The 25,991-nt window shown below is 60.1% G+C and carries 29 protein-coding genes; 16 read left to right on the top strand and 13 right to left on the bottom strand.

Annotated features, from left to right (window positions below; translation table 11 throughout):
- Positions 1-211: 211 nt before the first annotated feature.
- The 6 genes from KGB27_RS19775 to KGB27_RS19750 are packed head-to-tail and all read left to right on the top strand — an operon-like array spanning position 212 to position 6,275.
- Positions 212-3,130, top strand: coding sequence for a monovalent cation/H+ antiporter subunit A (locus tag KGB27_RS19775; RefSeq protein ID WP_223555915.1), 2,919 nt, complete (start codon positions 212-214; stop codon positions 3,128-3,130).
- Positions 3,130-3,474 (top strand): Na+/H+ antiporter subunit C, encoded by a 345-nt coding sequence (locus KGB27_RS19770; RefSeq protein ID WP_008029186.1) that lies wholly within the window; start codon positions 3,130-3,132, stop codon positions 3,472-3,474. Before KGB27_RS19775 ends, KGB27_RS19770 begins: the two co-directional genes overlap by 1 nt.
- The gene (locus KGB27_RS19765) at positions 3,471-5,156 is read left to right on the top strand and encodes a monovalent cation/H+ antiporter subunit D (protein ID WP_192496345.1); all 1,686 of its coding nucleotides are present in this window, start codon (positions 3,471-3,473) and stop codon (positions 5,154-5,156) included. The genes KGB27_RS19770 and KGB27_RS19765 overlap by 4 nt, the downstream gene beginning before the upstream one ends.
- A complete protein-coding gene (locus KGB27_RS19760; protein WP_008043764.1) occupies positions 5,153-5,641 on the top strand; it encodes a Na+/H+ antiporter subunit E in 489 nt (162 codons plus the stop codon). Before KGB27_RS19765 ends, KGB27_RS19760 begins: the two co-directional genes overlap by 4 nt.
- On the top strand, positions 5,638-5,916 hold the full coding sequence (locus KGB27_RS19755; RefSeq protein WP_008029179.1) for a K+/H+ antiporter subunit F: 279 nt from the start codon (positions 5,638-5,640) through the stop codon (positions 5,914-5,916). The genes KGB27_RS19760 and KGB27_RS19755 overlap by 4 nt, the downstream gene beginning before the upstream one ends.
- Complete coding sequence (locus tag KGB27_RS19750) at positions 5,913-6,275, top strand: Na+/H+ antiporter subunit G (protein ID WP_008029177.1); 363 nt, start codon at positions 5,913-5,915, stop codon at positions 6,273-6,275. The genes KGB27_RS19755 and KGB27_RS19750 overlap by 4 nt, the downstream gene beginning before the upstream one ends.
- 102 nt (positions 6,276-6,377) lie before the next feature.
- Here KGB27_RS19750 and KGB27_RS19745 read toward each other — a convergent pair whose 3' ends face one another.
- Positions 6,378-6,815, bottom strand: a complete 438-nt coding sequence (locus KGB27_RS19745; RefSeq protein WP_192417531.1) for a DUF3995 domain-containing protein — start codon at positions 6,813-6,815, stop codon at positions 6,378-6,380.
- Between the two features lie 91 nt (positions 6,816-6,906).
- Between KGB27_RS19745 and KGB27_RS19740 the strand changes: the two genes are divergently transcribed.
- From KGB27_RS19740 to KGB27_RS19730, 3 genes are all read left to right on the top strand, one after another.
- Positions 6,907-7,293 carry a DUF2946 domain-containing protein gene (locus tag KGB27_RS19740; protein ID WP_223555913.1) on the top strand — a complete coding sequence of 129 codons (387 nt, stop codon included), beginning with the start codon at positions 6,907-6,909 and terminating at the stop codon, positions 7,291-7,293.
- Positions 7,294-7,378: 85 nt separating this feature from the next.
- On the top strand, positions 7,379-9,511 hold the full coding sequence (locus KGB27_RS19735) for a TonB-dependent receptor (RefSeq protein ID WP_223555911.1): 2,133 nt from the start codon (positions 7,379-7,381) through the stop codon (positions 9,509-9,511).
- Positions 9,512-9,755: 244 nt separating this feature from the next.
- Positions 9,756-9,995 carry a hypothetical protein gene (locus KGB27_RS19730; protein ID WP_223555909.1) on the top strand — a complete coding sequence of 80 codons (240 nt, stop codon included), beginning with the start codon at positions 9,756-9,758 and terminating at the stop codon, positions 9,993-9,995.
- 15 nt (positions 9,996-10,010) lie between these two features.
- Here the strand turns inward: KGB27_RS19730 and KGB27_RS19725 are convergent, their stop codons facing one another.
- The 3 genes from KGB27_RS19725 to KGB27_RS19715 form a co-directional block, all read right to left on the bottom strand.
- Positions 10,011-11,024: an ABC transporter substrate-binding protein gene (locus KGB27_RS19725; RefSeq protein ID WP_207286269.1), complete on the bottom strand. Its 1,014-nt coding sequence runs from the start codon at positions 11,022-11,024 to the stop codon at positions 10,011-10,013.
- Between the two features lie 116 nt (positions 11,025-11,140).
- Positions 11,141-11,344, bottom strand: coding sequence for a hypothetical protein (locus tag KGB27_RS19720; RefSeq protein ID WP_008035846.1), 204 nt, complete (start codon positions 11,342-11,344; stop codon positions 11,141-11,143).
- Positions 11,344-11,814: a hypothetical protein gene (locus KGB27_RS19715; protein ID WP_008035847.1), complete on the bottom strand. Its 471-nt coding sequence runs from the start codon at positions 11,812-11,814 to the stop codon at positions 11,344-11,346. Before KGB27_RS19715 ends, KGB27_RS19720 begins: the two co-directional genes overlap by 1 nt.
- 413 nt (positions 11,815-12,227) lie before the next feature.
- On the opposite strand from KGB27_RS19715, the gene KGB27_RS19710 reads away from it, so the two are divergent.
- Both KGB27_RS19710 and KGB27_RS19705 read left to right on the top strand, forming a co-directional pair.
- On the top strand, positions 12,228-12,476 hold the full coding sequence (locus tag KGB27_RS19710; RefSeq protein ID WP_192496340.1) for a hypothetical protein: 249 nt from the start codon (positions 12,228-12,230) through the stop codon (positions 12,474-12,476).
- Between the two features lie 158 nt (positions 12,477-12,634).
- Positions 12,635-12,865: a hypothetical protein gene (locus KGB27_RS19705; RefSeq protein WP_223437567.1), complete on the top strand. Its 231-nt coding sequence runs from the start codon at positions 12,635-12,637 to the stop codon at positions 12,863-12,865.
- Positions 12,866-13,037: 172 nt separating this feature from the next.
- On the opposite strand, the gene KGB27_RS19700 is transcribed toward KGB27_RS19705, so the two are convergent.
- Both KGB27_RS19700 and KGB27_RS19695 read right to left on the bottom strand, forming a co-directional pair.
- The gene (locus tag KGB27_RS19700) at positions 13,038-13,616 is read right to left on the bottom strand and encodes a hypothetical protein (RefSeq protein WP_008044092.1); all 579 of its coding nucleotides are present in this window, start codon (positions 13,614-13,616) and stop codon (positions 13,038-13,040) included.
- Positions 13,609-14,241, bottom strand: a complete 633-nt coding sequence (locus KGB27_RS19695; protein WP_223555907.1) for a hypothetical protein — start codon at positions 14,239-14,241, stop codon at positions 13,609-13,611. Before KGB27_RS19695 ends, KGB27_RS19700 begins: the two co-directional genes overlap by 8 nt.
- Before the next feature lie 342 nt (positions 14,242-14,583).
- Between KGB27_RS19695 and KGB27_RS19690 the strand changes: the two genes are divergently transcribed.
- Positions 14,584-14,823: a DUF2789 domain-containing protein gene (locus KGB27_RS19690; protein ID WP_207286270.1), complete on the top strand. Its 240-nt coding sequence runs from the start codon at positions 14,584-14,586 to the stop codon at positions 14,821-14,823.
- Here the strand turns inward: KGB27_RS19690 and KGB27_RS19685 are convergent, their stop codons facing one another.
- The 3 genes from KGB27_RS19685 to KGB27_RS19675 form a co-directional block, all read right to left on the bottom strand.
- Complete coding sequence (locus tag KGB27_RS19685; protein ID WP_008035852.1) at positions 14,824-15,027, bottom strand: hypothetical protein; 204 nt, start codon at positions 15,025-15,027, stop codon at positions 14,824-14,826. It lies immediately after the preceding gene.
- Positions 15,028-16,101: 1,074 nt separating this feature from the next.
- The gene (locus KGB27_RS19680; RefSeq protein ID WP_411736711.1) at positions 16,102-17,325 is read right to left on the bottom strand and encodes a methyl-accepting chemotaxis protein; all 1,224 of its coding nucleotides are present in this window, start codon (positions 17,323-17,325) and stop codon (positions 16,102-16,104) included.
- A 581-nt stretch (positions 17,326-17,906) separates the two neighbouring features.
- Positions 17,907-18,311 carry a TraR/DksA family transcriptional regulator gene (locus KGB27_RS19675; RefSeq protein WP_007907888.1) on the bottom strand — a complete coding sequence of 135 codons (405 nt, stop codon included), beginning with the start codon at positions 18,309-18,311 and terminating at the stop codon, positions 17,907-17,909.
- Between the two features lie 372 nt (positions 18,312-18,683).
- On the opposite strand from KGB27_RS19675, the gene KGB27_RS19670 reads away from it, so the two are divergent.
- Positions 18,684-19,295, top strand: coding sequence for a glutathione S-transferase (locus tag KGB27_RS19670; RefSeq protein WP_223436851.1), 612 nt, complete (start codon positions 18,684-18,686; stop codon positions 19,293-19,295).
- Positions 19,296-19,373: 78 nt separating this feature from the next.
- On the opposite strand, the gene KGB27_RS19665 is transcribed toward KGB27_RS19670, so the two are convergent.
- A complete protein-coding gene (locus KGB27_RS19665; protein ID WP_223436898.1) occupies positions 19,374-19,682 on the bottom strand; it encodes a hypothetical protein in 309 nt (102 codons plus the stop codon).
- Positions 19,683-19,857: 175 nt separating this feature from the next.
- On the opposite strand from KGB27_RS19665, the gene KGB27_RS19660 reads away from it, so the two are divergent.
- Both KGB27_RS19660 and KGB27_RS19655 read left to right on the top strand, forming a co-directional pair.
- On the top strand, positions 19,858-20,541 hold the full coding sequence (locus KGB27_RS19660) for a response regulator transcription factor (RefSeq protein WP_008028105.1): 684 nt from the start codon (positions 19,858-19,860) through the stop codon (positions 20,539-20,541).
- Positions 20,519-21,913 (top strand): sensor histidine kinase, encoded by a 1,395-nt coding sequence (locus KGB27_RS19655; RefSeq protein WP_223555902.1) that lies wholly within the window; start codon positions 20,519-20,521, stop codon positions 21,911-21,913. Before KGB27_RS19660 ends, KGB27_RS19655 begins: the two co-directional genes overlap by 23 nt.
- A gap of 533 nt (positions 21,914-22,446) precedes the next feature.
- Here KGB27_RS19655 and KGB27_RS19650 read toward each other — a convergent pair.
- The 3 genes from KGB27_RS19650 to KGB27_RS19640 are packed head-to-tail and all read right to left on the bottom strand — an operon-like array spanning position 22,447 to position 24,703.
- Entirely contained in the window at positions 22,447-22,857 is a 411-nt protein-coding gene (locus KGB27_RS19650; protein ID WP_223555899.1) for an SRPBCC family protein, read from the bottom strand.
- 29 nt (positions 22,858-22,886) lie between these two features.
- Positions 22,887-23,684 carry an SDR family NAD(P)-dependent oxidoreductase gene (locus KGB27_RS19645; RefSeq protein ID WP_223436857.1) on the bottom strand — a complete coding sequence of 266 codons (798 nt, stop codon included), beginning with the start codon at positions 23,682-23,684 and terminating at the stop codon, positions 22,887-22,889.
- 2 nt (positions 23,685-23,686) lie between these two features.
- Positions 23,687-24,703: an aldo/keto reductase gene (locus KGB27_RS19640; protein ID WP_223555896.1), complete on the bottom strand. Its 1,017-nt coding sequence runs from the start codon at positions 24,701-24,703 to the stop codon at positions 23,687-23,689.
- Between the two features lie 222 nt (positions 24,704-24,925).
- Between KGB27_RS19640 and KGB27_RS19635 the strand changes: the two genes are divergently transcribed.
- The gene (locus KGB27_RS19635) at positions 24,926-25,813 is read left to right on the top strand and encodes a LysR substrate-binding domain-containing protein (protein ID WP_223416416.1); all 888 of its coding nucleotides are present in this window, start codon (positions 24,926-24,928) and stop codon (positions 25,811-25,813) included.
- Positions 25,814-25,991: the final 178 nt, after the last annotated feature.

The raw sequence follows: 25,991 nt of genomic DNA, 5'->3' as shown, positions 1-25,991 counted from the left end.
ACAAGGGATCGGATGTATCCGCAAAACCTCGCCTTAACCTGTGGGAGCAAGCCGGCTCACAAAGGGTCCAGCCCCACTGAACACAGCCCCCTGAAACAATGTGAATCAGGCATTTTCCGTCTACCTTGTAGGATTCTGCCACAGCTTGCCGTTTGGTGATCCGGGGACTGGCACGTATGATGCTTCACAAACTTCCGCAGATTAGAAGCCTATGTCCCTGATAGTTCTACTGCTTCTGCCCTTTGTCGGCAGCTGTCTGGCAGCCGTGCTGCCGCACAACGCGCGTAACACTGAATCTTTGTTGGCTGGCGTCGTTGCCCTCATAGGCACCGTCCAGGTTGCACTCCTGTACCCGCAGATCGCCCATGGTGGCGTCATTCGTGAAGAGTTTTTCTGGCTACCCAGCCTCGGCCTGAACTTCGTTCTGCGCATGGACGGGTTTGCCTGGCTGTTCTCGATGCTGGTGCTGGGCATCGGCACGCTGGTGTCGTTGTATGCCCGCTATTACATGTCGCCGGATGACCCGGTGCCGCGGTTCTTCGCGTTTTTCCTGGCGTTCTTGGGCGCCATGCTCGGCCTGGTGATTTCCGGCAACCTGATCCAGATCGTGTTTTTCTGGGAGCTGACCAGCCTCTTTTCATTCCTGTTGATCGGCTATTGGCACCACCGCGCCGATGCGCGACGCGGCGCTTACATGGCGCTGATGGTCACCGGCGCGGGCGGTTTGTGCCTGCTGGCGGGGGTCATGCTGCTTGGCCATGTGGTCGGCAGCTATGACCTGGATAAGGTCCTGGCCGCCGGCGAAATGATTCGCGCACATGCCCTCTACCCTCTTCTGCTTCCCCTGATTCTGATCGGCGCCCTGAGTAAAAGCGCGCAATTCCCCTTCCACTTCTGGCTGCCCCACGCGATGGCGGCGCCGACACCGGTCTCTGCTTATCTGCACTCGGCGACCATGGTCAAGGCCGGGGTGTTTCTGCTGGCGCGGCTGTGGTGGTCGTTGTCCGGCAGTGAGGAATGGTTCTACATCGTCAGCGGCGCTGGTGCCTGCACCCTGTTACTCGGCGCGTACTGCGCGATGTTCCAGAACGACCTCAAAGGCCTGCTCGCGTACTCGACCATCAGCCACCTCGGCCTGATCACCCTGCTGCTGGGCCTGAACAGTCCACTGGCTGCCGTGGCCGCCGTGTTTCACATCCTCAACCACGCCACCTTCAAGGCGTCGCTGTTCATGGCCGCCGGGATCATTGACCACGAAAGCGGCACCCGCGACATTCGCAAACTCAGCGGCCTGATCAAACTGATTCCGTTCACCGCGACGTTGGCCATGGTCGCCAGTGCCTCGATGGCGGGCGTGCCGTTGCTCAACGGTTTCCTGTCGAAAGAGATGTTCTTCGCCGAAACGGTATTCATCAACGCGACCGCCTGGATCGAGTTGACCCTGCCCATCGTCGCGACCATCGCCGGCACGTTCAGCGTCGCCTATTCGCTGCGCTTCACGGTTGATGTGTTCTTCGGCCCGACCGCCACCGACCTGCCGCACACCCCGCACGAACCGCCACGCTGGATGCGTGCACCGGTGGAATTGCTGGTGTTCACCTGCCTGATCGTGGGGATTTTCCCGGCACAAGTGGTCGGCTCGTTACTGGCTGCCGCTGCCCTGCCCGTCGTTGGCGGCACCTTGCCTGAATACAGCCTGGCGATCTGGCACGGCTGGAACGCGCCGATGATCATGAGCCTGGTCGCCATGTCCGGCGGCATCGTGCTCTACCTGCTGCTGCGCAACCAGTTCAAGTACGGGCGTTTCAAATACCCGCCGGTGATTGGCCTGTTCAACGGCAAGCGCCTGTTCGAGCGCAGCCTGGTGATCATGATGCGCCTGGCCCGTCGCCTGGAGCGGCGGATCAGCACCAGACGCCTGCAAACCCAGCTGTTCCTGATGGTGCTCGCCGCCGTGCTGGCCGGGTTGATCCCGATGCTGCACAGCAGCCTGAGCTGGGGTGACCGGCCGAAGATTCCGGGCTCGATCGTGTTCGTGACCTTGTGGCTGCTGGCGATTGCCTGTGCCCTCGGCGCGGCGTGGCAAGCCAAGTATCACCGGCTCGCGGCACTGACCATGGTCAGCGTCTGTGGACTGATGACCTGCGTCACCTTCGTCTGGTTCTCCGCGCCCGATCTGGCGCTGACGCAACTGGTGGTTGAAGTGGTGACCACGGTGCTGATCCTGCTGGGCCTGCGCTGGTTGCCGCGACGGATCGAAGAGGTCTCGCCGCTGCCGAGCAGCCTGCGCAAGGCACGCATCCGGCGTCTGCGCGACTTGCTGCTGTCGATCGCTGTCGGCGGCGGCATGGCGTTGCTGTCGTACGCAATGCTGACGCGCCAGACGCCCAACGATATTTCCTCGTTCTACCTCAGCCGAGCCCTGCCGGAAGGTGGCGGCAGCAACGTGGTCAACGTGATGCTGGTGGACTTCCGTGGCTTCGACACCCTCGGCGAAATCACCGTGCTGGTGGCTGTGGCGCTGACCGTGTTCGCGCTGTTGCGACGCTTCCGCCCGCCGAAAGAAAGCCTGCAACTGCCGGCGCAACAACGCTTGCTCGCGCCCGACGTGGTCACCGATCTGGTCAACCCGCGTCACGCCAGCGACACCGCGCTCGGCTTCATGATGGTCCCGGCGGTGCTGGTGCGCATGCTGTTGCCGATTGCGTTCGTGGTCTCGATCTACCTGTTCATGCGCGGCCACAACCAGCCGGGCGGCGGGTTTGTCGCGGGGCTGGTGATGTCGGTGGCGTTCATCCTGCAATACATGGTCGCCGGCACGCAGTGGGTCGAGGCACAAATGAGCCTGCGCCCACTGCGCTGGATGGGCACCGGTTTGCTGTTCGCCACGGTCACCGGGCTCGGGGCGATGGCAGTCGGCTATCCGTTCCTGACCACCCACACCTGGCATGCCGAACTGCCAGTATTGGGCGACATTCACATCGCCAGCGCACTGTTCTTCGACATCGGCGTGTACTCGGTGGTGGTCGGCTCGACGCTGTTGATCCTCACCGCCCTCGGCCACCAATCGGTACGCGGCCATAAAACCGCTGCCCAGCCCAGATCCGTCGCCACGAAAGGAGCCGTCTGATGGAAGAAGTCATCGCAATCGCCATCGGCGTACTGGCCGCGTCCGGTGTATGGCTGGTGCTACGGCCACGGACGTTCCAGGTGGTCATGGGCCTGTGCCTGCTGTCGTACGGCGTCAATCTGTTCATCTTCAGCATGGGCAGTCTGTTCATCGGCAAAGAGCCGAACATCAAGGACGGCGTGCCGCAAGATCTGTTGCATTACACCGACCCGCTGCCACAAGCGCTGGTGCTGACCGCCATCGTGATCAGCTTCGCCATGACCGCGCTGTTTCTCGTCGTGCTGCTGGCTTCGCGTGGTTTGACCGGCACCGACCATGTGGATGGCCGGGAGCCTAAAGAATGAATGCGATGACGCACCTGATCGCCGCACCGATTCTGTTGCCGCTGCTGACCGCCGCCATCATGCTGATGCTGGGCGAGAAGCACCGCCCGCTGAAGGCCAAAATCAACCTGCTCTCCAGCCTCTTGGGGCTGGGCATCGCCGTGCTGTTGCTGCAATGGACGCAAACCACTGATGTGCCCGGCTCCATCGGCGTCTACCTGCCGGGCAACTGGCAAGTACCGTTCGGGATCGTGCTGGTGGTCGATCGCCTGTCCGCGCTGATGCTGGTACTGACCGGGATCATCGGCGTCAGCGCCCTGCTGTTCGCGATGGCCCGATGGGACGGCGCCGGTTCGAGTTTCCACGCGCTGTTCCAGATCCAGATGATGGGTTTGTATGGCGCGTTCCTGACGGCGGACCTGTTCAACCTGTTCGTGTTTTTCGAGGTGCTGCTGGCGGCATCTTACGGCCTGATGCTCCACGGTTCGGGCCGGGCGCGGGTGTCGTCGGGGTTGCATTACATCTCGATCAATCTGCTGGCCTCTTCGCTGTTCCTGATTGGCGCGGCGCTGATCTACGGCGTCACCGGCACCCTGAACATGGCTGACCTGGCGCTGAAAATCCCGCTGGTGCCGGAAGCCGATCGCGGCTTGCTGCATGCCGGCGCGGCGATTCTCGCCGTGGCGTTCCTGGCCAAGGCCGGGATGTGGCCGCTGAATTTCTGGCTGGTGCCGGCCTATTCCTCGGCCAGCGCGCCGGTGGCGGCGATGTTCGCGATCATGACCAAGGTCGGCGTCTACACCTTGCTGCGCCTGTGGACCTTGCTGTTCTCCGGTCAGGCTGGCGCGTCAGCTTATTTTGGCGGCGACTGGCTGATCTACGGCGGCATGGCAACCATCGTCTGCGCCGCCGTGGCGATTCTCGCCGCGCAACGTCTGGAGCGCATGGCCAGCCTGAGCATTCTGGTGTCGGCAGGGATTCTGCTGTCGGCCATCGGTTTTGCCCAGCCGAACCTGATCGGCGCGGCGCTGTTCTATCTCGTCAGCTCGACCCTGGCGTTGAGCGCGTTGTTCCTGCTGGCCGAGTTGATCGAACGTTCGCGCTCGGCCAATGAAATGCCGTTGTTCGATGACGCCGATCTGATTGCGCGGCCGATGGAATCCCTGCAACCGCCCAAAGGCATCAACCTCGACGATGAACAGAAAGCCGTGGTCGGCCAGGTGATTCCATGGACCATGGCGTTTCTCGGCTTGAGCTTCATCGCTTGCGCGTTGCTGATCATCGGCATGCCGCCGCTGTCCGGCTTTATCGGCAAACTCGGTTTACTGCACGCCCTGCTCAACCCGCTGGGCCTGGGCAATGGCGCGGATGAACCGGTGTCAAACGCCGCGTGGGGTTTGTTGGCGTTGCTGATTCTCTCCGGGCTAGCGTCGTTGATTGCCTTCTCGCGTCTGGGCATCCAGCGTTTCTGGACGCCTGAAGAACGGCCATCACCCTTGCTGCGACGGCTCGAATGTGTGCCGATCATTGCACTGTTGGGCCTGAGCATTCTGCTGACCTTCAAGGCCGAGCCGCTGCTGCGTTACACCCAGGCCGCCGCACAAACCTTGAACAATCCGCAGCAATACGTGATGGCGGTGCTTGGCACCCGGGCAGTTCCGAGTCCGGAAGCCAAAGCGGCCGTCGCGGAGGTGCAGCCATGAGGCGTCTGTTTCCTGCACCTTGGTTGTCGCTGGCGCTGTGGTTGTTGTGGCTGGTGCTGAACCTGTCGATAAGCCCCGGCAATCTGCTACTGGGCGCCGTGCTCGGTTTTTGTGCGCCGTTGATGATGCGCAAGTTGCGCCCCCTGCCGATCCGCATTCGGCGTCCCGGCGTGATTCTGCGGTTGTTCTTGATCGTGGGTCGCGACGTGCTGGTCTCCAACCTTGCTGTGGCCTGGGGTGTCTTGAACGCCGGCCGACGCCCGCCGCGCTCGCGATTCATCAAGGTGCCGCTGGATTTGCGCGACGCCAACGGCCTGGCGGCACTGGCGATGATCTGCACGGTGGTGCCCGGTACGGTCTGGTCCGAACTGGCGCTGGACCGCAGCATTTTGTTGCTGCACGTCTTCGATCTGGATGACGAAGCGCTGTTCATCGAGCATTTCAAGGTGACCTACGAACGCCCGTTGATGGAGATTTTCGAATGAGCCCGTTGCTGTCGAATGCGGTTCTACTGAGCCTGTTCATTTTTTCGCTGGCGATGGTCCTGACCCTGATCCGCCTGTTCAAAGGGCCGTCGGCGCAGGACCGGGTTCTGGCGCTGGATTACCTGTACATCATCGCGATGCTGATGATGCTGACACTGGGTATTCGTTATGCCAGTGACACGTACTTCGAAGCGGCGCTGCTGATCGCACTGTTCGGCTTCGTCGGCTCGTTTGCCCTGGCGAAATTCCTGCTGCGTGGCGAGGTGATCGAATGAACGCAGAACTGTCTCTGTGGGTGGAAATCCCGGTGGCGATCCTGCTGGTACTCAGCAGTGTTTTTGCGCTGATCGGGGCGATCGGGCTGGTGCGTATGAAGGATTATTTTCAACGCATGCACCCCCCGGCGCTGGCCTCGACATTGGGTGCGTGGTGCGTGGCGCTGGGGTCGATCATCTACTTTTCGGCGCTCAAGTCCGGGCCGGTGCTGCATGCCTGGCTGATCCCGATTCTGTTGGCGATTACGGTGCCGGTGACCACGCTGCTGCTGGCGCGGGCGGCGTTGTTCCGCAAGCGCATGGCGGGGGATGATGTGCCGGCCGAGGTGAGTAGTCGGCGGACTGAGAGTGGGAGTTAAATCCGGGGATTTGTGTTGATTGTTCGAGCCTCATCGCCGGCAAGCCGGCTCCTGCAAAGGGTTTGTGTTCACCTGTAGGAGCCGGCTTGCCGGCGATGCTTTTCAAATCCAGGCAACGACCAACAGCCCCGCCCCCAACACCACACACAACGGCGAATACACCCACGTATCCAGCCGGGCAAATTCCGATCCCTTGACCTGCTTGAAAAACCCCACCAGGTTCGAATCGCCAATCGCCCGGGCGAACATCAGCATCGCGATGGCGCTGATCACCCATTGCAGCGATTGATGGGACACCGCCGGCACCCACCAGCCAACGCGCAAACACACCAGCGCTGCAATCAGCAGCAAACCGAAAGCCACCAGCAACGTCAACCACCCCGAGGGCTTGAACGCAGGCTGCGATCTCGCGCTGCCCTCCACCGGCACCTGCGGCACGGCCGCCACGGCAGCCCACTGGCCACCCAACGCCCAGTAGACATGGATCAGGCTGATCACCGCGAAGATCGTCACCAGCCCTTGAGCCAACACAAACGTCATGTCGAGGATCCTAGAAAAGTATTTAACAGAATCATCCTAGTCGGCATTTTTAGAAGTGCGCGAATGATCAACGATGTTAAAGTGCCGCCCCATGAAACTCGCCCGAACCGATCGCTCACTCATTGCATGGATGCTTTATTGCTGCGTCCTGTTCAATGTGTTCGCCTGCAGCATCGGTCACGGGCAAATGGTCGGGGCGCAGCTCAACGGCCTCGGTGGCCAGTTCTGTACGGTTGACCCGCGCACTCAGGCACCTGCGTCCTCAAACACGTCCGAAGAGCAACTGCCGACCCTGTCGAAAGCCTTCGGCTGCCCGTTGTGCTCCACCGGCGGCATGGGCCCGGCGCTCAATTCCAGCCTGACCCTGGCGGTCCTCCCGCAAACACACAGCCCACCCTTGGCGGTCATCGCCAACGCTGACCTCCCTGCCCGCTTCACCTGGCCTTCGGCCAACCCCCGCGCCCCGCCGTTCGCCTGAATCCTTCGCCATTCAATCAGCTCACTTCGCCAACGCGAGGCGTTCGCCTGTGCGCTGTTTCCTAGCAAGCATTCAGGATTCATCGATGAAAACCATTCCTTTGCTGGCCAGCCTGATCGGCTGCCTGTCCGTTAACGCCTGGGCACAATCCACAGTGGACCTCGCACCAATCACCATTGATGGCGAAGCCATCGCCGAGCCGGGTCTGAGCCTGGACCAATCCAGCGGCATGGCCTCGCGACTGGGGCTGAGCGTGCGTGAAACCCCGGCGTCGGTGGCGATTGCCAACCGCAATGACATCGAACGCCACGGCGCGCAGAACTTCCAGGATGCCGCCAACACCTTGCCCGGTGTGAATGCCAGTGCGCCGCCGGGTTTCGGCGGGTTCGTCTCCTACCGTGGTTTCACCAGCAGCCAGATCACCCAGATGTTCAATGGCGTCAACGTCTCCGGCGGCCTTGCCCGGCCCGTGGATGCGTGGATCTATGATCGGGTGGAACTGGTGGGCGGCCCGTCATCGCTGATCAATGGCGCCGGCTCCGTGGGCGGTTCGCTGAACTACGTGACCAAACTGGCGACCCGTGAAGAGCAAGCGGTCGAAGGCCGGGTCAGCTACGGCAGTTACGACACCACCGAGACCGCGTTCGGCCTTAATCACGCGCTCAGTGAAGCCAGCGCGGATGTGCAGCACTACGCGCGGCTGGATGTCAGCCACAACACCGGCAACGGCTACATTGATCGCCAGGAACGCGATGCGTGGAGCGTGGCGTTTTCGCTGCTCAGTGACCTGACGCCAAACCTGTCCCACACCCTGGCCCTGGAATATCAGGATGAACACGAAGACAGTCCGTACTGGGGCACGCCGGTGCTGAATCCCAAGGCCGGTGAACTGAAGATCGACAAGCACAACCGCTTCAACAACTACAACGTCGAGGACGGCCGTTACGAGCAACGCACAATCTGGGTGCGCTCGATCATCGATTACCGGATCAACGACAGCACCACCTTGCGCAACACGCTTTATCACCTCGACAGTCAGCGCGATTACCGCAACCTGGAAACCTATCAGTACAGCGCCAACAACCGCGCAGTGAACCGCTCCACGGCGTACCAGGTGCGCCATCAGGGCGAGCAGAACGGCAACCAGTTCGAACTGCGTCACGACAACATGTTGTTTGGCCTGGACACCACCTGGTCCGGCGGTTTCGAGTACAAGGTCAACCAGACCACCAATTCGCCGCTGAACGTCAAAGGCGCGAGCACGATCGACCCGAACAACTTTCAGCCGGGGCATTTCTACGACATCCCGGGCACCCGGCCGGGGTTTGTCAGCGACAAGACCAACGAAGTCACCACCAAGGCGCTGTTCGCCGAGAACCGCCTGGCGCTGACCGATAAATTGTCGTTGCTGACCGGCCTGCGTTACGACGACATCGATCTGGACGTGACCAACCACCGGGAAGTGACCGCCAGCAATCCACGTCATCTCAAACGTAGCTGGGAGCCCGTGACCGGTCGCGTCGGCCTGACCTACCAGTTCATCCCTGACGCCAACGTCTACGTGCAATACAGCACCGCCGCCGAACAACCCAACGGCACACAGGATTTTGATGTCTCGACCGGCAAGCAATGGGAAGTCGGCAGCAAATTCGACTACCTGGACGGTCGCGGTTCGGCGACGCTGGCGGCGTACACGATTGAGCGCAAAGACTTCGCGGTGACCAATCCGCAGGACCCGACGCTAAGCATTCCAGTGGGCCAGCAGACGTCCAAAGGCATCGAGCTGGCCAGTTCGTTGCGGATCACCGACAAGCTGTTGGCCGAAGGTAACTTTGCCTGGGTTGACGCTCAGTACGACGAGTTCACCGAGAAGAATGCTGCGGGTGTGGTGGTTTCACGCAAGGGCAACACACCGACCAACGTGCCGGACCGGGTCGGCAATCTGTGGCTGACCTATGACTTTGCGCCGCAATGGCAAGGAGGTGTCGATGCGCGGTACGTCGCCTCGGTGTTTGCCGACAGCGCCAACACGATGACCGTGCCGTCTTACACGCTTTACGGCACGTTTCTCAGCTACAAGGTCGATCGGCGCACCACCGTCACTGGTCGGGTACGCAACCTGACCAACGAGGTGTATGCCGAGTTTGCGCACGTGTCGCCGGCGTATTACCTGGGTACACCGCGGACCTTTGAGCTGGCCGTGCAAACCCGGTTTTAGTGCTCGATCCACACTCCCTGTAGGAGCCGGCTTGCCGGCGATGAGGCCCGAAAGTTTTGCATCGGTTTGGAGGTCGCCATCGCCAGCAAGCTGGCTCCTACAAGGGGTGTTGTGGCTGGCCTGAATAAAGTGAACAACACGATCCACTGTAGGAGCCGGCTTGCTGGCGATGAGGCCCGAGCGTTCTGCATCGATTTCGAGGCCGCCATCGCCAGCAAGGGATGTTGTGGCTGGCCTGAATAAGGTGAACAACACAACCCACTGTAGGAGCCGGCTTGCCGGCGATGAGGCCCGAGCGTTCGGCATCGATTTCGAGGTCGCCATCGCCAGCAAGCTGGCTCCTACAAGGGATGTTGTGGCAGGCCTGAATAAGGTGAACAACACGATCCACTGTAGGAGCCGGCTTGCCGGCGATGAGGCCCGAGCGTTCGGCATCGAATTGGAGGCCGCCATCGCCAGCAAGCTGGCTCCTACAGTCCGGTGATATCAGCGGCACCCATCATTTCAACTCGGCGGAGACTTTATCCGCCACATCCTTCGGCAGCCACGCCTGCCACACATCCGGGTGCGCCTTCATGAACGCCTCCGCCGCCTGGCGCGGTGGAGTGTGTTTCTCGCTCATATCAGCCAGCGCCTTGTTCAACGGGCCGATGGGGAAATCGACCTTGCTGAAGAACTCGGCAATCTGCGGATACTGTTTCTGGAACGGTGTGGACACCCCAATCGACAGCTTCGAGGGCAGTGAGCGCGTCGGTTTCGGATTGGGGTTGTCGGCGTCGGTCAGGGTTTTCCAGGCTTCGGCATCGAACGGCGGCTCTTCCAGCTGAACCAGTTTGAAGCGCCCGAGCAAGGGTGTCGGCGACCAGTAATAGAACAGGACCGGCTTGCCACGACGGATCGACGAACTGATTTCCGCATCCAGCGCCGCCCCGGAGCCGCTGCGGAAATTCACATAGCTGTCGTTCAAGCCATAGGCCGTGAGCTTCTGCTTGTTGACCACCTCCGAGGTCCAGCCGATCGGGCTGTTGAGGAAGCGCCCCTTGCCCGGGCTTTCCGGGTCACTGAAAACGTCCTTGTATTTCGGCAGGTCACTGACACTGCGCAAGCCGGGGGCCAGCGGCTTGATACCCTTGGCCGGATCGCCCTTGATTACATATTCGGGTACCCACCAGCCTTCGGTGGCGCCCTTCACCGTATCGCCAAGACTCGCGACTTTGCCTTCGGCTTCAGCCTTGACCCAGACCGGGCTGCGACCGGCCCATTCTTCGCCAATGACCTGAATGTCATTGTTGGCCAGGGCGGTTTCCAGGGTGATGGTCGTTCCCGGCAAGGTATCGGTCTGCAGCCCGTAGCCCTTCTCGACAATGATCCGCAGGATATCGGTGATCAGACTGCCGCTTTCCCAGTTCAGGTCGGCGAAGTGGATCGGCGCCTGGGCGGCGAATACGGGAATGGGTGAACCCAGACCGAAAGCGACCAGAACAGTGGCCAGCAACCGTCGAAATCCGTTCATGCTTTTGCACCTCGTGCTGTTCACAGCAATAGCAGGATGGCCTGATAAAGACCGCAAGCCTCAAAATACTCAGTCAACTGACTGTAGTAGAGGTTCCTGCTTTCGAGGGGCGAGGATTATTTTTCGGAAATTTCCTGCAAGCGCGCCAGCTCTCTTCTGACCATGCTGGCGTATTCCGCCGGGCGTAACGTGTAGATCTGCGACGCCACCCACCCCAGCCAGGCCCCTTGCAGGATGGCCTTCTGTTCGAACAGTCGCTGGGCCTCCACCTGGGCGCTGGCCTGGTTCTGTATGTGAAAATCGGCGCGGGTCAGGGGCATTACTCGCTGGCCTTGAAGGTTACCAGTTCACCCTTGCGCCACTTGGCGGCCTTGGCCGTCACGGCTTTCAGGGTTTTGGTCAGGCCTTCCTGCAATTGTTGGTGGGCGGCGAATACCATCACCACGCTGTGACCTTCCTTGAACACGATCCCGTGACCGTCGGCGGTGGTCACGAACGCGTAATCGCCCAAGCCATACACCGTCAGTTTGATTTCACGGAACTTGATGTCCAGCTTGCCGCCTTCGCGACTGGGCAAAACCGAAGCGCTGAAATGATCGCCGACTTTAAGTTTCAGGCCTGGCTTGTCGTCCACCACCAGTGCTGATTCGGTGTCGATCTCGGCAATGTAAATGCCTTCAGCGTTCTGTTCGGTGATGTAAACAAAACGTGACTGGAACTGCTTGACCAGCTTTGCGCGCAAATCACCCAGCACGAACAAAGCATGCATATCGAGATTACTTACTGCCAAGGAAACATCCCCACATCTGAAAATGATGCCGCACGCCTGCAAACAGCGCACAGCAGAAAAAAGCGGCAATGCCGAAGGTGTCGCCAAATGACCCGTGTTGAAATCCTGAAACGAGCAGAGGGCTCATTCATCGCGAGGCGTAAGAAGACTAATGGAAAGTCACTCGCGTCGTCTTGCCTGGAGTTCGTCAGAGGTTGAAGGAAAAAGCCCTTCTGACTGCCAGAAAAAACGGATTACCAACCTTAGGGAAAAAACTCTTTAAAAAAAGCACTTTTCCGACATATCGCCGGCAAAAAATTGCTTTAGATAACCATCAATCGCCCACCAGTGACGGTGATTCTAGAGCAGCGATGCTCTTCGAGACTACCCAAAACGATGTACACACGTCGGCAAAATAACGAAAAGGACTTCATATGTGCACCCTGACACACTTCGCCCGTCCCCTGGCGCCTTACTCAAGCAACCCGTCGACGCTGTACGCGGCGGGGTTTCAACACCCTGAACTTGACCCTGAAACGCTTGCCACACCGCGTTTTCAGGTCGTTCTGGCCGGTAATGCGTTCTTCCACATCAAAGAAATTTCCACTGGCCATGTCAGAGGTTTCCGCAGCGACCACAACGAAGCATGTGCACTCGCCCGCCAGCTCGAATTACATCGCTAAGCGTTACGCTCAGTCCCTTCTCATAGACGTTTCGTCATGCCGACGACTTAACTCAGCCGTCGGCAGGCAACTACTGCCATACTGCCGAACCAATGAAACCCGTTCCCAAGTCGGACGGCGTTCAACACAACAGGATATTTCCAGGGGAAGGCTGCTACGTGACGGAATTTGATATCGGTGAATTTTTTATCCGGGGCGAAGCCAGAGAAGTCGAAGGCGAATTCCAGGCGGTCATAGTCATGCGCGCCAAACCACCGCTGACCGCGGTGACGTATCACCAGGTCGAGAAGGATCGTTGGTTCAAAACCTCGGACGTCGCCGAAATCGCCGCGAAGGAAGCCGCCAAGGCACTGAAGCTTGCGGTCGATGATGGGGCATTGAAAGCCTGAAATGGGGGTGGACAAGTTCGGGAGCCGGCGCTGGACAGCGCGATTTTCATGACCGCCAGCGCGCTGTATCAGGCCAGAACGGGCCTCGCCGACAAGGTCGGCACCTCGGCCCGAGAGGTGTCAGCGGCGTGCCAACCTTGCACAGGTTGCACGCCGTCATAGCGACAATCGATCAGATCAGCTTGCGCTTGACCGCTTCATCCAGCGTGCTTTGGGTCAAGTGCTTGAGCAACACGTCCCCTCGTTCATTGAACGGCGCCCCGACAATCAGCAGAATCTGCAACCAGGTGCGAGTGCTCTCCTGCTTGACGATTTTGCCCAGCACGTTGCCTTCCTGATCCTTGAACACCGTTTCCAGCGTGAAGGTATTGCTGTACGTAGTCGGGATCACGAAAAACGTGAATCCCGTCAGCCAGGCACTGGCGATATTGCCTTGTTCGTTGTTGGTCAACGTACTCGTGACGTACAAGTTCGAGTCAACTTTGTCCGTGGTCACGCTTTTGAACTGTCCGGATTCCTTGAAGGTTTCCAGCATGTTCTTTTCCACCAGCGCCGCATTGTCCCCGGCGCCCGACAGTTCGCCGTTGAACTTCTGCTGAATGGTCACGTGCAGATAAGCACTGGGCTTGTCTTGCCGGGCCTGGGCCGGTGGCCACTGATCCACCGGTGGCAAGTTGTGCTGGGAGTAGGAAATGCAGCCCGTCAGGGCGCTGCTGGCCATCAACAGCAAAACCAAAAGGTACTTATTCATGTGCAGCCAATTCCTTTGACACTGTACGCAGTTGAGGGGTGGCACCGGCCAGCAATTGAGCGATCAATTCGCGCAGCTGAGTACCGCCCAGGCGGGGATTGAGATAATCGGCATTCCACATGCCGACATTCTTGTCGAGCTTCACCTTCTCGACCGACCTGGCCAGTTGCTTGCCCTGACGGTCTTCGATGATCAGTTCACCCGCGAGGTCGTATTTGTCGACGTAAATCGGACCGTCGACCCAGATCCAGAGGGTCAAGGTCAACAGCGCACCTGGAAGGTAAGCCGGGTGCATGGTGCGTTTGCCTGCCAGCGAGGTCAGGTTGAACTTGAGCACCACGTCGTCCTCGCCGGCCTTGGCCGGGAACGCCACGATTCGCTTGAAGTAATCGCTTTTGTCGACATAGACGCTGATCTGCTCGGTCAACTGTTGGCTGCCGGCGACACGCACCTTGTCGTCCAGATCGGGGGCGGAAATCACGACGTCGCTGATCTCGGCACTACGATCAAGGGTGGATGGCGCGGGGTTCAAGGGTTCGCCAATGGGGCCCAGCGGTGTAAACGACACACAACCGGTCAGCGACAGGCCAAGCGCGATGGCCATCAGAAAAACAAGACGCTTCACTGCTTACATCCTTTTCATACGGGATCGGGGACGCGTCGACTCGAAAGAAAATCGCGCAAGGGATGGGCAATTCAGCACTGAAAGGCGGAAATCCTGGGGGAGCGAGTGTCGCCTACATCCTTGTTCGAACTCTTTGAATGGCGGCTCTGTGACGCCAAAAACGCGACAGCATCGTAATCGTTGAGGCCCCGACAGACAATAGCCCATTGCCATCATTGTGGCGATTCCGGAGAAAGCTGCTAAACCCCTATCGAACTCTTGGTGCGCGGCTCCCTCAGATGCAATGACACTGCATTGCCGATTCCACACTCGATGCGACTGAATGACCTCAAGGAGATGCAGATGGATTCACCTACACACGACTTGAAAGGCTTGTTCGACCAACTCGGCCTGGACTCCAGCGAGAAGGCCATCGACGACTTCATCGCCAGGCATTCGCCTATGCCCTTTGATAAAAAGCTCATTGATGCTGAGTTCTGGACGCCGCAGCAGGCCGGTTTCCTGAAAGAACAATTGCGTGAGGACGCTGATTGGTCACGGGTGGTTGATGACCTGAATCTGCGTATGCATCAGGTTCACTAGTCAATGCAGGCTGTCGGGGGCTTCGGCGCTTAATTGGGCCAACCAGGCAGCCTTGCACTCCTCCGCTTCATCGCGACGGGAGAATGCCGTCCCCCGGCGTTCGCCGTTCAGCAGCACGACCCAGCAGACGCTCTGCCCCTGCGCTCGCAAACTGGCGGGCACACCGCTGCCGATCATGACGGCGACATCGACTTTGCTTTGCATGCTGACCTCTTTGACTTCATTAGCAACCTAACTATGAGGGTATGGTAATGAGTTCATGTGTGAGGAAACAGCGACTGTGTTGCATAGATTAGTTGCTGGAATCGCAATAATGGTGGGGTTGGGGGGCATATCCGTTGCTGCGGTGATGGCGGCTATTGGTTTCGCCCTTACGGCGAGTCACTTGGAAGAGCCCCAAGTAACCAAGGGCTCTTGCCCCTTTCGTTCGGTGGCTCGCTAAGGCTCGCCATGCCCTCGCTCCGGTCCTGCTCCGTGGGCCCGCCGCCATCGGCCATCCATGGCCGGGGGCGGCTAACCCGGCATCCATGCCGGGTTGCCCACTGCGCAGAACCTGCGCTCGGCCTCTCGAGGGGGCGTGTACCTCAAGATCAAAAGCTGAAGGCGAGCTAACGCTCGGCCTGATGAGTGGTGGAAATCAAAAGCGTATGGGATTCCCTGTAGGAGCCGGCTTGCCGGCGAAAAGCGTCGGGGCAACGCGTTCATTCAGACAGCCCGCGTTATCGTTGACGCCCATCGCCAGCAAGCTGGCTCCTACAGGGGAAATGCATAGGTGTCTGGAGAAATACAATCCCTTGTAGGAGCCGGCTTGCTGGCGATAGCGGTGGGTCAGTCGACGTTTGTATTGGCTGGACGGACGCCATCGCCAGCAAGCCGGCTCCTACAGGGATTGGTGTACATATCCGGAATGAGGGAACGCGCGCACCAAAGAGCCAGGTCGGCTTTCAGGCCGCCTCGGCGGCTGTGGCGGTAGTCGCCCCCTCGAGAGGCCGAGCGGAGGTTCTGCGCAGTGGGCAACCCGGCATGGATGCCGGGTTAGCCGCGCACGGCCAAGGATGCCGGGTTAGCCGCGCACGGCCAAGGATGGCCGATCGCGGCGGGCCCACGGAGCAGGACCGGAGCGAGGGTATGGCGAGCATTAGCGAGCCACCGAACGAAAGGGGCAAGAGCCCTTTGGTTACTTTGGGGCTTTTCCAAAGTGACTCGCCGTAAGGGCGAAACCAATAGCCGCCATTACCACAGAAACGGATATACACACGCCCCCTAATACAATGTCTATCAACGAGCCCCCTGCGGCTTATACCCCAACCGCAAACCACCCCAATGCCGCCCCTTGAGCATGATCGGCACCGAAAGATCGTGCATCAACTCCCCCGTGTCCCGCGTATAGGTTTGCAACAAAACAGCCTGTTGATGACTGCCACAACGAATCCCGGTACGGTCGGCAAATTTGCGTTTGGTGCGGTTTTGCAGCGTATCGACCTGCGCATCACCAGTCAGTGGCTGACTGAAAACCTTGTTATGGGTCGGCACATAACCTTGCTGCGTGCAGGCGATGGCAAACACCAGGCCTTCATGGCGCGGCAGCAACGGTTCCTGAATCGCCGGCAAAACCTTATCGGTGTAGCGGTCGAAACGGGTCTGGTACTTGGCCGGACTGGTGTCAGGAATGGCCTGATAACTGCGGTCGAACAAGTCATCGAGACTGACAAGCCCCTGGTCGATATCCGCCTCGAAGCGTGCCGTAATCTGACGCGCGCCTTCGCGGGCCAGGTCATAAATCCGCTGGTGATAGTCATCCAGTCCGACCTCGGCCAGACGCTCGCTGATGGTTTCGGCCTGACCTTCCATTTGCACCGCGGCTTGCGCCAGACGCTGAGTCTGTTGATCGCTGATCGCCAGATCGCTGCGCATCTGCTCGATGGCGTGAAACAGGCTGTCGAGTTGTTCGCGGTTGGTGTCGGCGCCCTTGGCAATATCGCCGACCTGACTTTCGACGCCTGCCGCGAGGCGGGCAATGTTTTCCAGGTGCTGGCCGGTGTGCTCGACCTGCTGGACACCGATGTCGAGGTCGCTGGACAGCTGCCGGATCTGCTCCACCACTTGCGCGGTGCGTTGCTGGATATCGGCAACCATCTCGCCGACTTCGCCGGTCGCCGTCGCTGTGCGCGCGGCCAGGCCGCGAACCTCGTCGGCGACGACTGCGAACCCGCGACCGTGCTCCCCGGCCCGTGCCGCTTCGATGGCCGCGTTCAATGCCAGCAGATTGGTCTGGCTGGCAATGGACTGGATCACCAGCGTGACCCGCTGGATATCGTCGCTGCGCAGGCTCAGGGCTTCGATCAGCTCACGACTGTTGCTCGCGCGCTGACTGAGTTGATGCATGCGGGTGATGGATTCGACCAGCTCCGTGCGCCCTGCCACGCTGCTCTGATGCGCTTCGCTGGCGGCACTGAGGGCCGTTCGACTGAGTGTCGAGGTGGCTTGTTCGGTGGCGATCATCACTTCAGCGTTGCTGACAATCTGTGCCGCGGCACCGAGTTGCGATTGCAGTTTGTCGGCCAGTTGCTTGACCGAAAAGGCCACGCCGGCGGCCGACAAGGCGTTATGACTGGTGGTGTAGGAAAGATCGCGAGTCAGTTCGGCGATGGCGCTGGAGTTGTCGGCAGATGGTTCTAAGGGAATGGCACGAGAACGGAGCCGAGGAAGCCAGATAATCAGGACGGCCAACGGCAAGCCAACGTAAAGCGGCCAGTCACCCAGCGTCATGCCGCACAGCAAGAGCATCAGGGCGATGCTTTGCAGCGTCGGCGTCAGCCAGCGGGTCTTCGGTGCAAACACTGGTGCAGGCAATGCCCCAACCAGAGATCCGTCTCTCGTCATCTTCGTCACCCCATGCGTCTTCTAATTGTTGTGACTGCATTAAACGCCACTAGAGGGCCATTATCCATGGTCCATTAGTAGTGGTCGTTGCAGCAGATCAATAGAAGTGCGCGAGGTTTTTCGCAGACGAAAAAAAGCATCGCGGGCAAGCCTTGCTCCTTCAGGAGTGAGGCTTGCCCGCGATGCGGGGCGCTACGAAATCAGGCCTGACGCTGGTGCTTGTCGATCTGTTCGTGACGCTCTTGCGCTTCGATGCAGTACTTGGTGGTCGGACTGATCAGCAGACGCTTCAGGCCAATGGCCTCGCCGCTGTCGTCGCACCAGCCGAAGCTGTCTTCCTTGATGCGCTCCAGCGCCTGTTCCAACTGAGGCAGCATGCGCTGGTCGCGATCGATCGCGTTCACCAGCCAGGTGCGCTCTTCTTCGACAGAAGCTGCGTCAGCCGGATCGGCCGGGGTGTCCAGGCTTTCGATGGCGATGCGGTTCTGTTCGATGCGCTCATGGGTTTCGACTTTCATGTTCTGCAACAGCTCAGAGAAAAAAGCATGTTGCTCGGCATTCATGTAGTCATCCGCCGGCATGGCCAGCAACTTGTCCTTTGTCATTGATATCTCTATAAAAAAACGTGCATTAAGGCGAATTAGGGAGCGTTCCGGCGGACCTGGTCTGGCCATCGGAAAGGCGCCGTTTATTCCAAGCGCCACCCGGCACTCAATTTACGAGGGGCGGCAGTCTAAGGCCGACTTGAGGCCTCAGCAACTGAAAAGACAGCGAATTTGTCCGACAAAGCCCCGAAAGTGCTCTATGTCAGCCTTTACGGTGGTTATCGGAGTGCGTTTATAGCAAGAAATTCAACCGAGCGGCTGTATATAGAAGACAAATGGCCTCAACGGTGGTGTTTACCGAGCACATTTGCAGGGCAATGAACCTCAGCTAAGGTTGTCCTCCCGAAATGGCAAATCTTGAGGAGAGGTTCAATGAAGCTGATCGGCATGCTGGATTCGCCCTACGTGCGACGCGTTGCCATTTCCGCCAAACGCCTGGGCATCGACCTCGATCATCAGTCGGTTTCGGTGTTTCGGCACTTCGAGCAGTTCCAGCAGATCAACCCGGTGGTCAAGGCGCCGACGCTGGTGCTGGATGACGGCGAGGTGTTGATCGACTCGACGTTGATCATCGATTACCTGGAGGCACTCGCCGGACCGGGTAACAGCCTGATGCCAGAGGACCTGAACCAACGCCTGCGTTCGTTGCGCTTGATCGGCCTGGCGTTGGCAGCCTGCGAGAAGTCGGTGCAGCTTTATTACGAGCGCAACCTGAGGCCCGCGGAAATTCAGTTCGAACCGTGGGTGGAACGGGTCGAGGGGCAATTGGCGGCCGCGTATTCGGCACTGGAACGGGAGCTGGAACTGCGACCGTTGAAGACTGACGGTTCGATTGATCAGGACGGGATTACATTGGCGGTGGCCTGGAGCTTTACCCGTCTGGTGGTGCCGGATCAGGTGGATGCCTGGCAGTTTCCGCTGATCAGTGCGTTTACCGACTATGCCGAGGGGCTTGAGGCATTTATGAGTACACCGATTGAATAGTGTTGCACCTGACAGCAGGAGAACGCGGTCTGCTGTAGGAGCGAGCCTGCTCGCGATTTTTTATGCATTGCAGATGAGCTACTTGCGCTTGTAGCTCTTGTTGCCGCTGGGTGTCAGGCAATACACCCCGCCTCGTGGGCCGGTGCAAAACGAACCTGAGCCGCAGGTGCAACCATCGGAGCTCTGCAATAAGGTTTGCGGGCGAGCCTGGCTTGAACCGCCATAAAGTGCCGAGCAGCTTTTCTTCGAGGCGCTGATAGAGCCGTCATTACACAGGAACAGGTCGCCATCACAACGATCGATACCGCCCTTCTTCCCCGAACACGGAGTGTTTCCCGCCAAGGCACTCCCGCTGATGACACACAGCAACAACACAACAATCGACATCCCGCCACGGCGAATCAAAGTGCACACAGTCGAACTCCCTTTCAAGGTTATGGCCAGATGATATCAATGTTCCGGGCCGCTCCATGAGCCACATGAAAGTTAATTTAAAAAGTCGCCGGCATTTCTTGGCAGAATGCCCACACACTTGCCTTGAACTGACTATCAGGTCCGCCCTATGACCCGCATCTTGACCATCGAAGACGACGCCGTGACCGCCCGGGAGATCGTCGCCGAACTGAGCAGCCACGGCCTCGACGTGGATTGGGTCGACAATGGCCGTGAAGGTCTGGAGCGCGCGGTCAACGGCAACTATGACTTGATCACCCTCGACCGCATGTTGCCCGAGCTCGATGGCCTGGCGATCGTCACGACGCTGCGGACCATGGGCGTGGCGACGCCGATCCTGATGATCAGCGCCCTTTCCGATGTCGATGAACGCGTGCGCGGTTTGCGCGCCGGCGGTGACGATTACCTGACCAAACCGTTTGCCACCGATGAAATGGCCGCCCGGGTCGAAGTGCTGCTGCGCCGGCAAAACACCGTGACCGCCCAGGCCACCACGCTGCGGGTCGCGGACCTGGAACTGAACCTGATCAGCCACGAAGCCAGCCGCGACGGCCAGTTGCTGACGCTGTTGCCCACCGAGTACAAGTTGCTGGAATTCCTGATGCGCAATACCGGGCAGATTCTGTCGCGGATGATGATTTTCGAAGAGGTCTGGGGTTATCACTTCGACCCCGGCACCAACCTGATCGACGTGCACATCGGCCGCCTGCGCAAGAAGATCGACCCGCCCGGCAATGTCCCACTGATTCGGACCGTGCGAGGCTCGGGTTATGTCATTGCCGAACCCCTCTAAAGGCTGGCGCTCTTCCAGCAGCCGGTTGCTGGCGCTCTACAGTTCGCTGTTCGTGCTCTGGAGCGGGATTCTCATGGGGGTCATGTACTACGAGGTGTCCGCCTACCTGGACAACCTGGCCAAGCATTCGCTGATGCAACGTCAGCATTTGTTTTCGCGTTTTTCCGGCGAGCAACTGCTGGACGCCCTCGCCGTCAGCATGACTTTCGATATTCGCGGCATCGACGCCTACGGCCTGTTCGATGCCGAGCATCGCTACCTCAACGGTGCCCTGCGCCACATTCCTAAAGGTTTGCCGCTGGACGGCAAGATCCACATGCTCAGCGACTGCGCCGACTCCGATGACCCGACGCTGCCCGCCGACAGTTGCGACGCCGTGGCAACCCAGACACGGGACGGTCGCTGGCTGATTCTGGTGCGCGACAACGGTTCGCTGTTCGCCGTGACCCGCATCATTCTGCACGCGTTGTTCTGGGGCGTGACCCTGACCATTTTGCCGGGCATCGTCGGATGGCACCTGTTGCGCCGTCGACCGTTGCGACGCATTCGCGGGATTCAGGCCAGCGCCGAAGCGATTGTTGCCGGTGACCTGACCCGACGCTTGCCGCTGTCCAATCGCCGCGACGAACTGGACATGCTCGCCGCCATCGTCAACGCCATGCTCGAACGCATCGAGCGTTTGATGAACGAGGTCAAGGGCGTGTGCGACAACATCGCCCACGACTTGCGCACGCCGCTGACCCGCTTGCGGGCGCAGTTGTACCGCATGCAGCAACAGGCTGGCGAAGGGTCGGCAGAAGCGACACAACTCGATTCGGTGCTCGCCGAAGCGGATACGCTGATGGCGCGTTTTCGCGGGTTGCTGCGGATCTCCGAGCTGGAGGATCGCCAGCGGCGTTCCGGTTTTGTACAGCTGGATCCGGTGCCGTTGTTGCAGGAGCTGCACGACTTTTATCTGCCGTTGGCGGAAGAAGGCGAACTGACGTTCAAGCTGCAATTGCCTGACACTCTGCCGCCATTGAATGGCGACCGGGCGTTGCTGTTCGAGGCGGTGGCCAACCTGTTGAGCAACTCGATCAAATTCACGCCGCCGGGGGGCGAGGTGATTTTGCGCGGGATCAACGAAGGTGGGCATACGCGGATCGAAGTGCTCGACTCCGGCCCTGGCATTGCGCTGGCCGAGCGCGAGGCGGTGTTTCAGCGCTTCTATCGCGCCGAGGGCGGCAATCAGCAAAGCGGCTTCGGGCTGGGCTTATCGATCGTCGCGGCGATTGTCAGCCTGCATGGGTTTACGCTCGAAGTGGGTGACAGCGAATCGGGCGGCGCACGGTTGGTGCTCGATTGCCGACAGAGCCTGATTGCCCAGACTTGACACAGCCCCCCCTGTAGGAGCCGGCTTGCTGGCGATGGCGATTTCACGGACGCCATCGCCAGCAAGCCTGGCTCCTACAGGATCGGGGGATGTTCAGGATGTTGGGTTAACACAAAACCTGTAGGAGCCGGCTTGCCGGCGATGGCGATCTTGCGGACGCCTTCGCCGGCAAGCCTGGCTCCTACAGGATCGGGGGATGTTCGAGAGTTGGGATTAACGCGAAACCTGTAGGAGCCGGCTTGCCGGCGATGGCGATTTCACGGACGCCATCGCCAGCAAGCCTGGCTCCTACAGAATTGGGGGATGTTCGAGAGTTGGGATTAACGCGAAACCTGTAGGAGCCGGCTTGCTGGCGATGGCGATTTCACGGACGCCATCGCCGGCAAGCCTGGCTCCTACAGAATTGGGGGGATGTTCGAGATGTTGGGTTAACACAAAACCTGTAGGAGCCGGCTTGCTGGCGATGGCGATTTTGCGGGCGCTATCGTCGGAACGCCGCCCGCAGCAAGCCTGGCTCCTACAGGGGATCGGGTTTACACGGGGTAGTTGGCCCGCAGGGCTTGGAGGCCACCCTGGTAAATTCCGGCAAACAACGCCGCCACTTCTTCCTCGGTCACACCGACCGGTGCAAACCGCCCCGACCAGGTCACCCGGGCGCCCTCGCCCTGCGCTTCAACGCGGATCGTCGCCAGGTAATCAGTCGCCGGAAACGGTGCCTGCAAAATCGAGTAGCTATACGTCTTCCCGGCGTTATCAAACGACTCAAGCCGTTCCACCACTACCGCGCCATCGGCGGTTTGCAGACTGCGCACACGCCCGCCTTCGCTCAGTTCGCTTTTGGGAATGAATGGCAGCCAGTCCGGCAGCGAGTTGAAGCCGCCGATCAATTGCCAAACCTTGTCGGCCGAAGCCGGGATGTCGATAAACGCTGATGCAGTTGCCATGCAGTCCTCTCTCCTCAATCAAAAAAAATTCAGATCGCCAGGCTGTCGACGACACCGCCGTCGACTCGAAGGGCGGCACCGGTCGTGGCCGATGACAGCGGTGAAGCGATGTAAGCCACCAGGTTGGCGACTTCCTCGACGTCTGCCACGCGCTGGATGATCGACGTCGGCCGGGCCTTGCGCACGAACGCATCGGCTTCTTCGCGCACACTGCGCCCCGATTCGGCCGTGGCGTCCTTGAGCATTTGCTCCAGGCCATCGGTCAACGTCGGGCCTGGCAGGATCGCATTCACCGTCACGCCAGTGCCCGCCAGCCGTTTGGCCAGGCCATGAGACACCGCGAGGTTGGCGCTTTTGGTCACGCCGTAGTTGAGCATGTCCGCCGGGATCGCAATCCCGGATTCCGAGGACAGGAAAATCACCCGACCCCAGCCCTGCTTGACCATGTCCGGCACGTAATGCCGCGACAGGCGCACACCGGAGATCACGTTGACCTCATAGAACCGCGTCCACTCGCTGTCAGGCGTGTCGAAGAAATCCACCTCGTTAAAGATCCCGAGGTTGTTCACCAGAATGTCCGCTCGCGGCTCGGCGACGAACAACTGCTCAGCACCTTCGGCGGTGCCGAGGTCGGCGGTCAGGCCACGCAGTTGCGCGCCCGGCACGCTCTGGCGGATGCTCGCCAGCGCCTGCTCGACCTTGGCCGTCTCGCGGCCGATCACCACCACCGTCGCACCGGACTCGGCCAGTGCCTTGCTGATGCCCAGGCCAATGCCGGCGGTGCTGCCGCTGACGATGGCGAGTTTTCCAGTCAGATCGATCTTCATGCTCAAACTCCTGCGAGGGGTAATGGAGCGCGTTCGGACACCAGTTTCGCGTCGCGCATGGCTTGCCAGAATGCAGCGGGAATGGCGGCTGACAACGCAGCCACATCTTCAGCAATCCGGTCCGGACGGCTGGAACCAGGAATCACGGCAGCAACGGCCGGGTTAGCGAGGGAGAACTGCAACGCAGCGGCCTTGATGTCGACGCCGTGAGCCGTCGCGATACGTTTGATCTGCTCGACTTTATGGATGATCGCCGGACTGGCCTTCTGGTATTCGAAATGCGCACCGCCGGCCAGAATCCCCGAGCTGTAGGGACCACCGACCACGATCTCGACATTCTGCGCCAGCGCGGCATCCATCAGGCGTTGCAGGGCACGGTCGTGATCAAGCAGCGTGTAGCGGCCCGCCAACAGAAAACCGTCCGGCTGGGCTTCGGTCAGGTCGAGGGTCAGCTCACACGGCTCGACCTTGTTCACACCCAGGCCCCACCCCTTGATCACGCCTTCTTCGCGCAAACGGGTCAGCACTTTGAACGCGCCGGTGCGGGCCTGGTTGAAGTATTCCAGCCATTGATCACCGTAGAAGTCCTGCGCGATGTCGTGGACCCAAACGATGTCCAGACGATCGGTTTGCAGACGCTTGAGGCTGTCTTCGATGGAACGCATCGTCGCGTCGGCGCTGTAATCGTTGACGATCTTGTTCGCGCGGCCGTGTTCGAACACGCCACTCTTCTCACCCAGATCACGGGCGGCTGCGTCTTCGACTTCATCCAGAATCACCCGCCCGACCTTGCTGCTCAGCACATAGTCGTCGCGTTTGTACTGGGACAGCGCGGCGCCCAAGCGAATTTCCGACAGGCCCGAACCGTAAAACGGTGCGGTGTCGAAGTAACGCACGCCGGCATCCCAGGCCGCGTGCACGGTCGCCAGCGCTTCTTCTTCAGGGATGGCGCGGAACATGTTGCCCAATGGGGCGGTACCGAAACCCAGGGTGCCGGGCAGTTTGTCTTTCAAACTCATGAAAAAAGTCCTCTCGAATGTCTCGTAAACCTGTAGGAGCCGGCTTGCTGCGGGCGGCGTTCCGGCGATGGCGTCCTGTCAGGCACACCTCGTCGCTTCAATCGCCAGCAAGCCGGCTCCTACAAAGAGCGGTGTTTGCTTTACCGTTGAGCCAATCCTAGATTGCGAGGATCGGACCGTCCAAGACATAATGCGCAGCACTTGAGTCCCTATAGGTCTGACATGATCGACATCCGTCAATTGCGCTACTTCGTCGCCGTCGCCGAAGAAGAACACGTCGGTCGCGCCGCCGAACGCCTGCACATTTCCCAATCGCCCCTGAGCCGGCAGATCGCCCAGCTTGAGGAACGCCTGGGCCTGACCCTGTTCGAGCGCAGCCAGCAACGCATCCGCCTGACCCGCGACGGCCAGACCTTTCTCGCCGAAACCCGCGCCCTGCTGACCCACGCCAATCGCCTGGAATCCCTCGGCAAACGCCTGGGTCGCGGTGAAGAAGGCGGCCTGTGCATCGGCTACATCGAGAACGCCATGCACGCCGGCGTCTTGCCCAATGCCCTGCGCGTGCTGCGGGTCGACCGGCCGAACGTGCACGTCGCGCTGTACAACCTCAGCTCCGCCGAACAACTCGAAGGCCTGCGTCAGCGTAGTCTCGATATCGCACTGGTCAGCGAACCGCCCGTCGCCGACGATCCGGACCTGCTGGGTTTTCAGGTGCTGGACGACCCGATGTTGCTGGCGCTGCCCGAGCATCATCCGCTGGCCTTGCAAGCGGAATTGACCCCGGCAGATCTGGCCGATCAGGAATGGATCGGCGTGCAACACCGCCAGAACTGCGCGAGCCGCGACGACTTCATCAGCGCCTGCATCCGCGCCGGTTTCACCCCGGACATCCGCATGGAGGCGACTGAGCCGTTCACCGCGCTGGGGCTGGTGGCGTCAGGGTTGGGGATTGCGATGATTCAGAAAGGCTTGAGCCGCAATGCGCCGCCCGGTGTGGTGCTGCGGGAGGTGCCGTGGATTTCATTTACCACGCCGCTGTGGGCAGCGTGGCATCGGGTGAATTTGCGGCCGTTGGTGGAGACGTTCAGGAAGGTGCTGACTGAGCCATAAGCAAGGCGGGATGATCAGGATACCCGTCTGCCAAACGCGACCCATGTAGGAGCCAGGCTTGCCGGCGATGGCGATTTCACGAACGCCTTCGCCGGCAAGCCTGGCTCCTACAGAATCGCGGGATGTTCAGGTATGGGGGTTCACACCAAAGCTGTAGGAGCCGGCTTGCTGCGGGCGG

The sequence above is a fragment of the Pseudomonas sp. BF-R-01 genome (assembly GCF_019946615.1).
In the GTDB taxonomy this organism is placed as follows: Bacteria; Pseudomonadota; Gammaproteobacteria; order Pseudomonadales; family Pseudomonadaceae; genus Aquipseudomonas; species Aquipseudomonas migulae.
The sequence above is the reverse complement of the archived record's forward strand: the minus strand, read 5'-3'. Positions and strand labels throughout refer to the sequence as shown.

Excerpts from the sequence above, each read along its gene's own strand:
- KGB27_RS19745 (WP_192417531.1), bottom strand. The coding sequence starts at position 6,815 with ATGACGTTTGTGTTGGCTCAAGGGCTGGTGACGATCTTCGCGGTGATC.
- KGB27_RS19680 (WP_411736711.1), bottom strand. The coding sequence starts at position 17,325 with ATGATCGCCACCGAACAAGCCACCTCGACACTCAGTCGAACGGCCCTC.
- KGB27_RS19665 (WP_223436898.1), bottom strand. The coding sequence starts at position 19,682 with ATGTCGATTGTTGTGTTGTTGCTGTGTGTCATCAGCGGGAGTGCCTTG.
- KGB27_RS19645 (WP_223436857.1), bottom strand. The coding sequence starts at position 23,684 with ATGAAGATCGATCTGACTGGAAAACTCGCCATCGTCAGCGGCAGCACC.
- KGB27_RS19735 (WP_223555911.1), top strand. The coding sequence starts at position 7,379 with ATGAAAACCATTCCTTTGCTGGCCAGCCTGATCGGCTGCCTGTCCGTT.
- KGB27_RS19740 (WP_223555913.1), top strand. The coding sequence starts at position 6,907 with ATGAAACTCGCCCGAACCGATCGCTCACTCATTGCATGGATGCTTTAT.
- KGB27_RS19675 (WP_007907888.1), bottom strand. The coding sequence starts at position 18,311 with ATGACAAAGGACAAGTTGCTGGCCATGCCGGCGGATGACTACATGAAT.
- KGB27_RS19775 (WP_223555915.1), top strand. The coding sequence starts at position 212 with ATGTCCCTGATAGTTCTACTGCTTCTGCCCTTTGTCGGCAGCTGTCTG.
- KGB27_RS19765 (WP_192496345.1), top strand. The coding sequence starts at position 3,471 with ATGAATGCGATGACGCACCTGATCGCCGCACCGATTCTGTTGCCGCTG.
- KGB27_RS19710 (WP_192496340.1), top strand. The coding sequence starts at position 12,228 with ATGTGCACCCTGACACACTTCGCCCGTCCCCTGGCGCCTTACTCAAGC.
- KGB27_RS19685 (WP_008035852.1), bottom strand. The coding sequence starts at position 15,027 with ATGCAAAGCAAAGTCGATGTCGCCGTCATGATCGGCAGCGGTGTGCCC.
- KGB27_RS19650 (WP_223555899.1), bottom strand. The coding sequence starts at position 22,857 with ATGGCAACTGCATCAGCGTTTATCGACATCCCGGCTTCGGCCGACAAG.
- KGB27_RS19635 (WP_223416416.1), top strand. The coding sequence starts at position 24,926 with ATGATCGACATCCGTCAATTGCGCTACTTCGTCGCCGTCGCCGAAGAA.
- KGB27_RS19690 (WP_207286270.1), top strand. The coding sequence starts at position 14,584 with ATGGATTCACCTACACACGACTTGAAAGGCTTGTTCGACCAACTCGGC.
- KGB27_RS19700 (WP_008044092.1), bottom strand. The coding sequence starts at position 13,616 with ATGAATAAGTACCTTTTGGTTTTGCTGTTGATGGCCAGCAGCGCCCTG.
- KGB27_RS19655 (WP_223555902.1), top strand. The coding sequence starts at position 20,519 with ATGTCATTGCCGAACCCCTCTAAAGGCTGGCGCTCTTCCAGCAGCCGG.
- KGB27_RS19640 (WP_223555896.1), bottom strand. The coding sequence starts at position 24,703 with ATGAGTTTGAAAGACAAACTGCCCGGCACCCTGGGTTTCGGTACCGCC.
- KGB27_RS19660 (WP_008028105.1), top strand. The coding sequence starts at position 19,858 with ATGACCCGCATCTTGACCATCGAAGACGACGCCGTGACCGCCCGGGAG.
- KGB27_RS19750 (WP_008029177.1), top strand. The coding sequence starts at position 5,913 with ATGAACGCAGAACTGTCTCTGTGGGTGGAAATCCCGGTGGCGATCCTG.
- KGB27_RS19760 (WP_008043764.1), top strand. The coding sequence starts at position 5,153 with ATGAGGCGTCTGTTTCCTGCACCTTGGTTGTCGCTGGCGCTGTGGTTG.
- KGB27_RS19755 (WP_008029179.1), top strand. The coding sequence starts at position 5,638 with ATGAGCCCGTTGCTGTCGAATGCGGTTCTACTGAGCCTGTTCATTTTT.
- KGB27_RS19720 (WP_008035846.1), bottom strand. The coding sequence starts at position 11,344 with ATGCCCCTGACCCGCGCCGATTTTCACATACAGAACCAGGCCAGCGCC.
- KGB27_RS19670 (WP_223436851.1), top strand. The coding sequence starts at position 18,684 with ATGAAGCTGATCGGCATGCTGGATTCGCCCTACGTGCGACGCGTTGCC.
- KGB27_RS19770 (WP_008029186.1), top strand. The coding sequence starts at position 3,130 with ATGGAAGAAGTCATCGCAATCGCCATCGGCGTACTGGCCGCGTCCGGT.
- KGB27_RS19725 (WP_207286269.1), bottom strand. The coding sequence starts at position 11,024 with ATGAACGGATTTCGACGGTTGCTGGCCACTGTTCTGGTCGCTTTCGGT.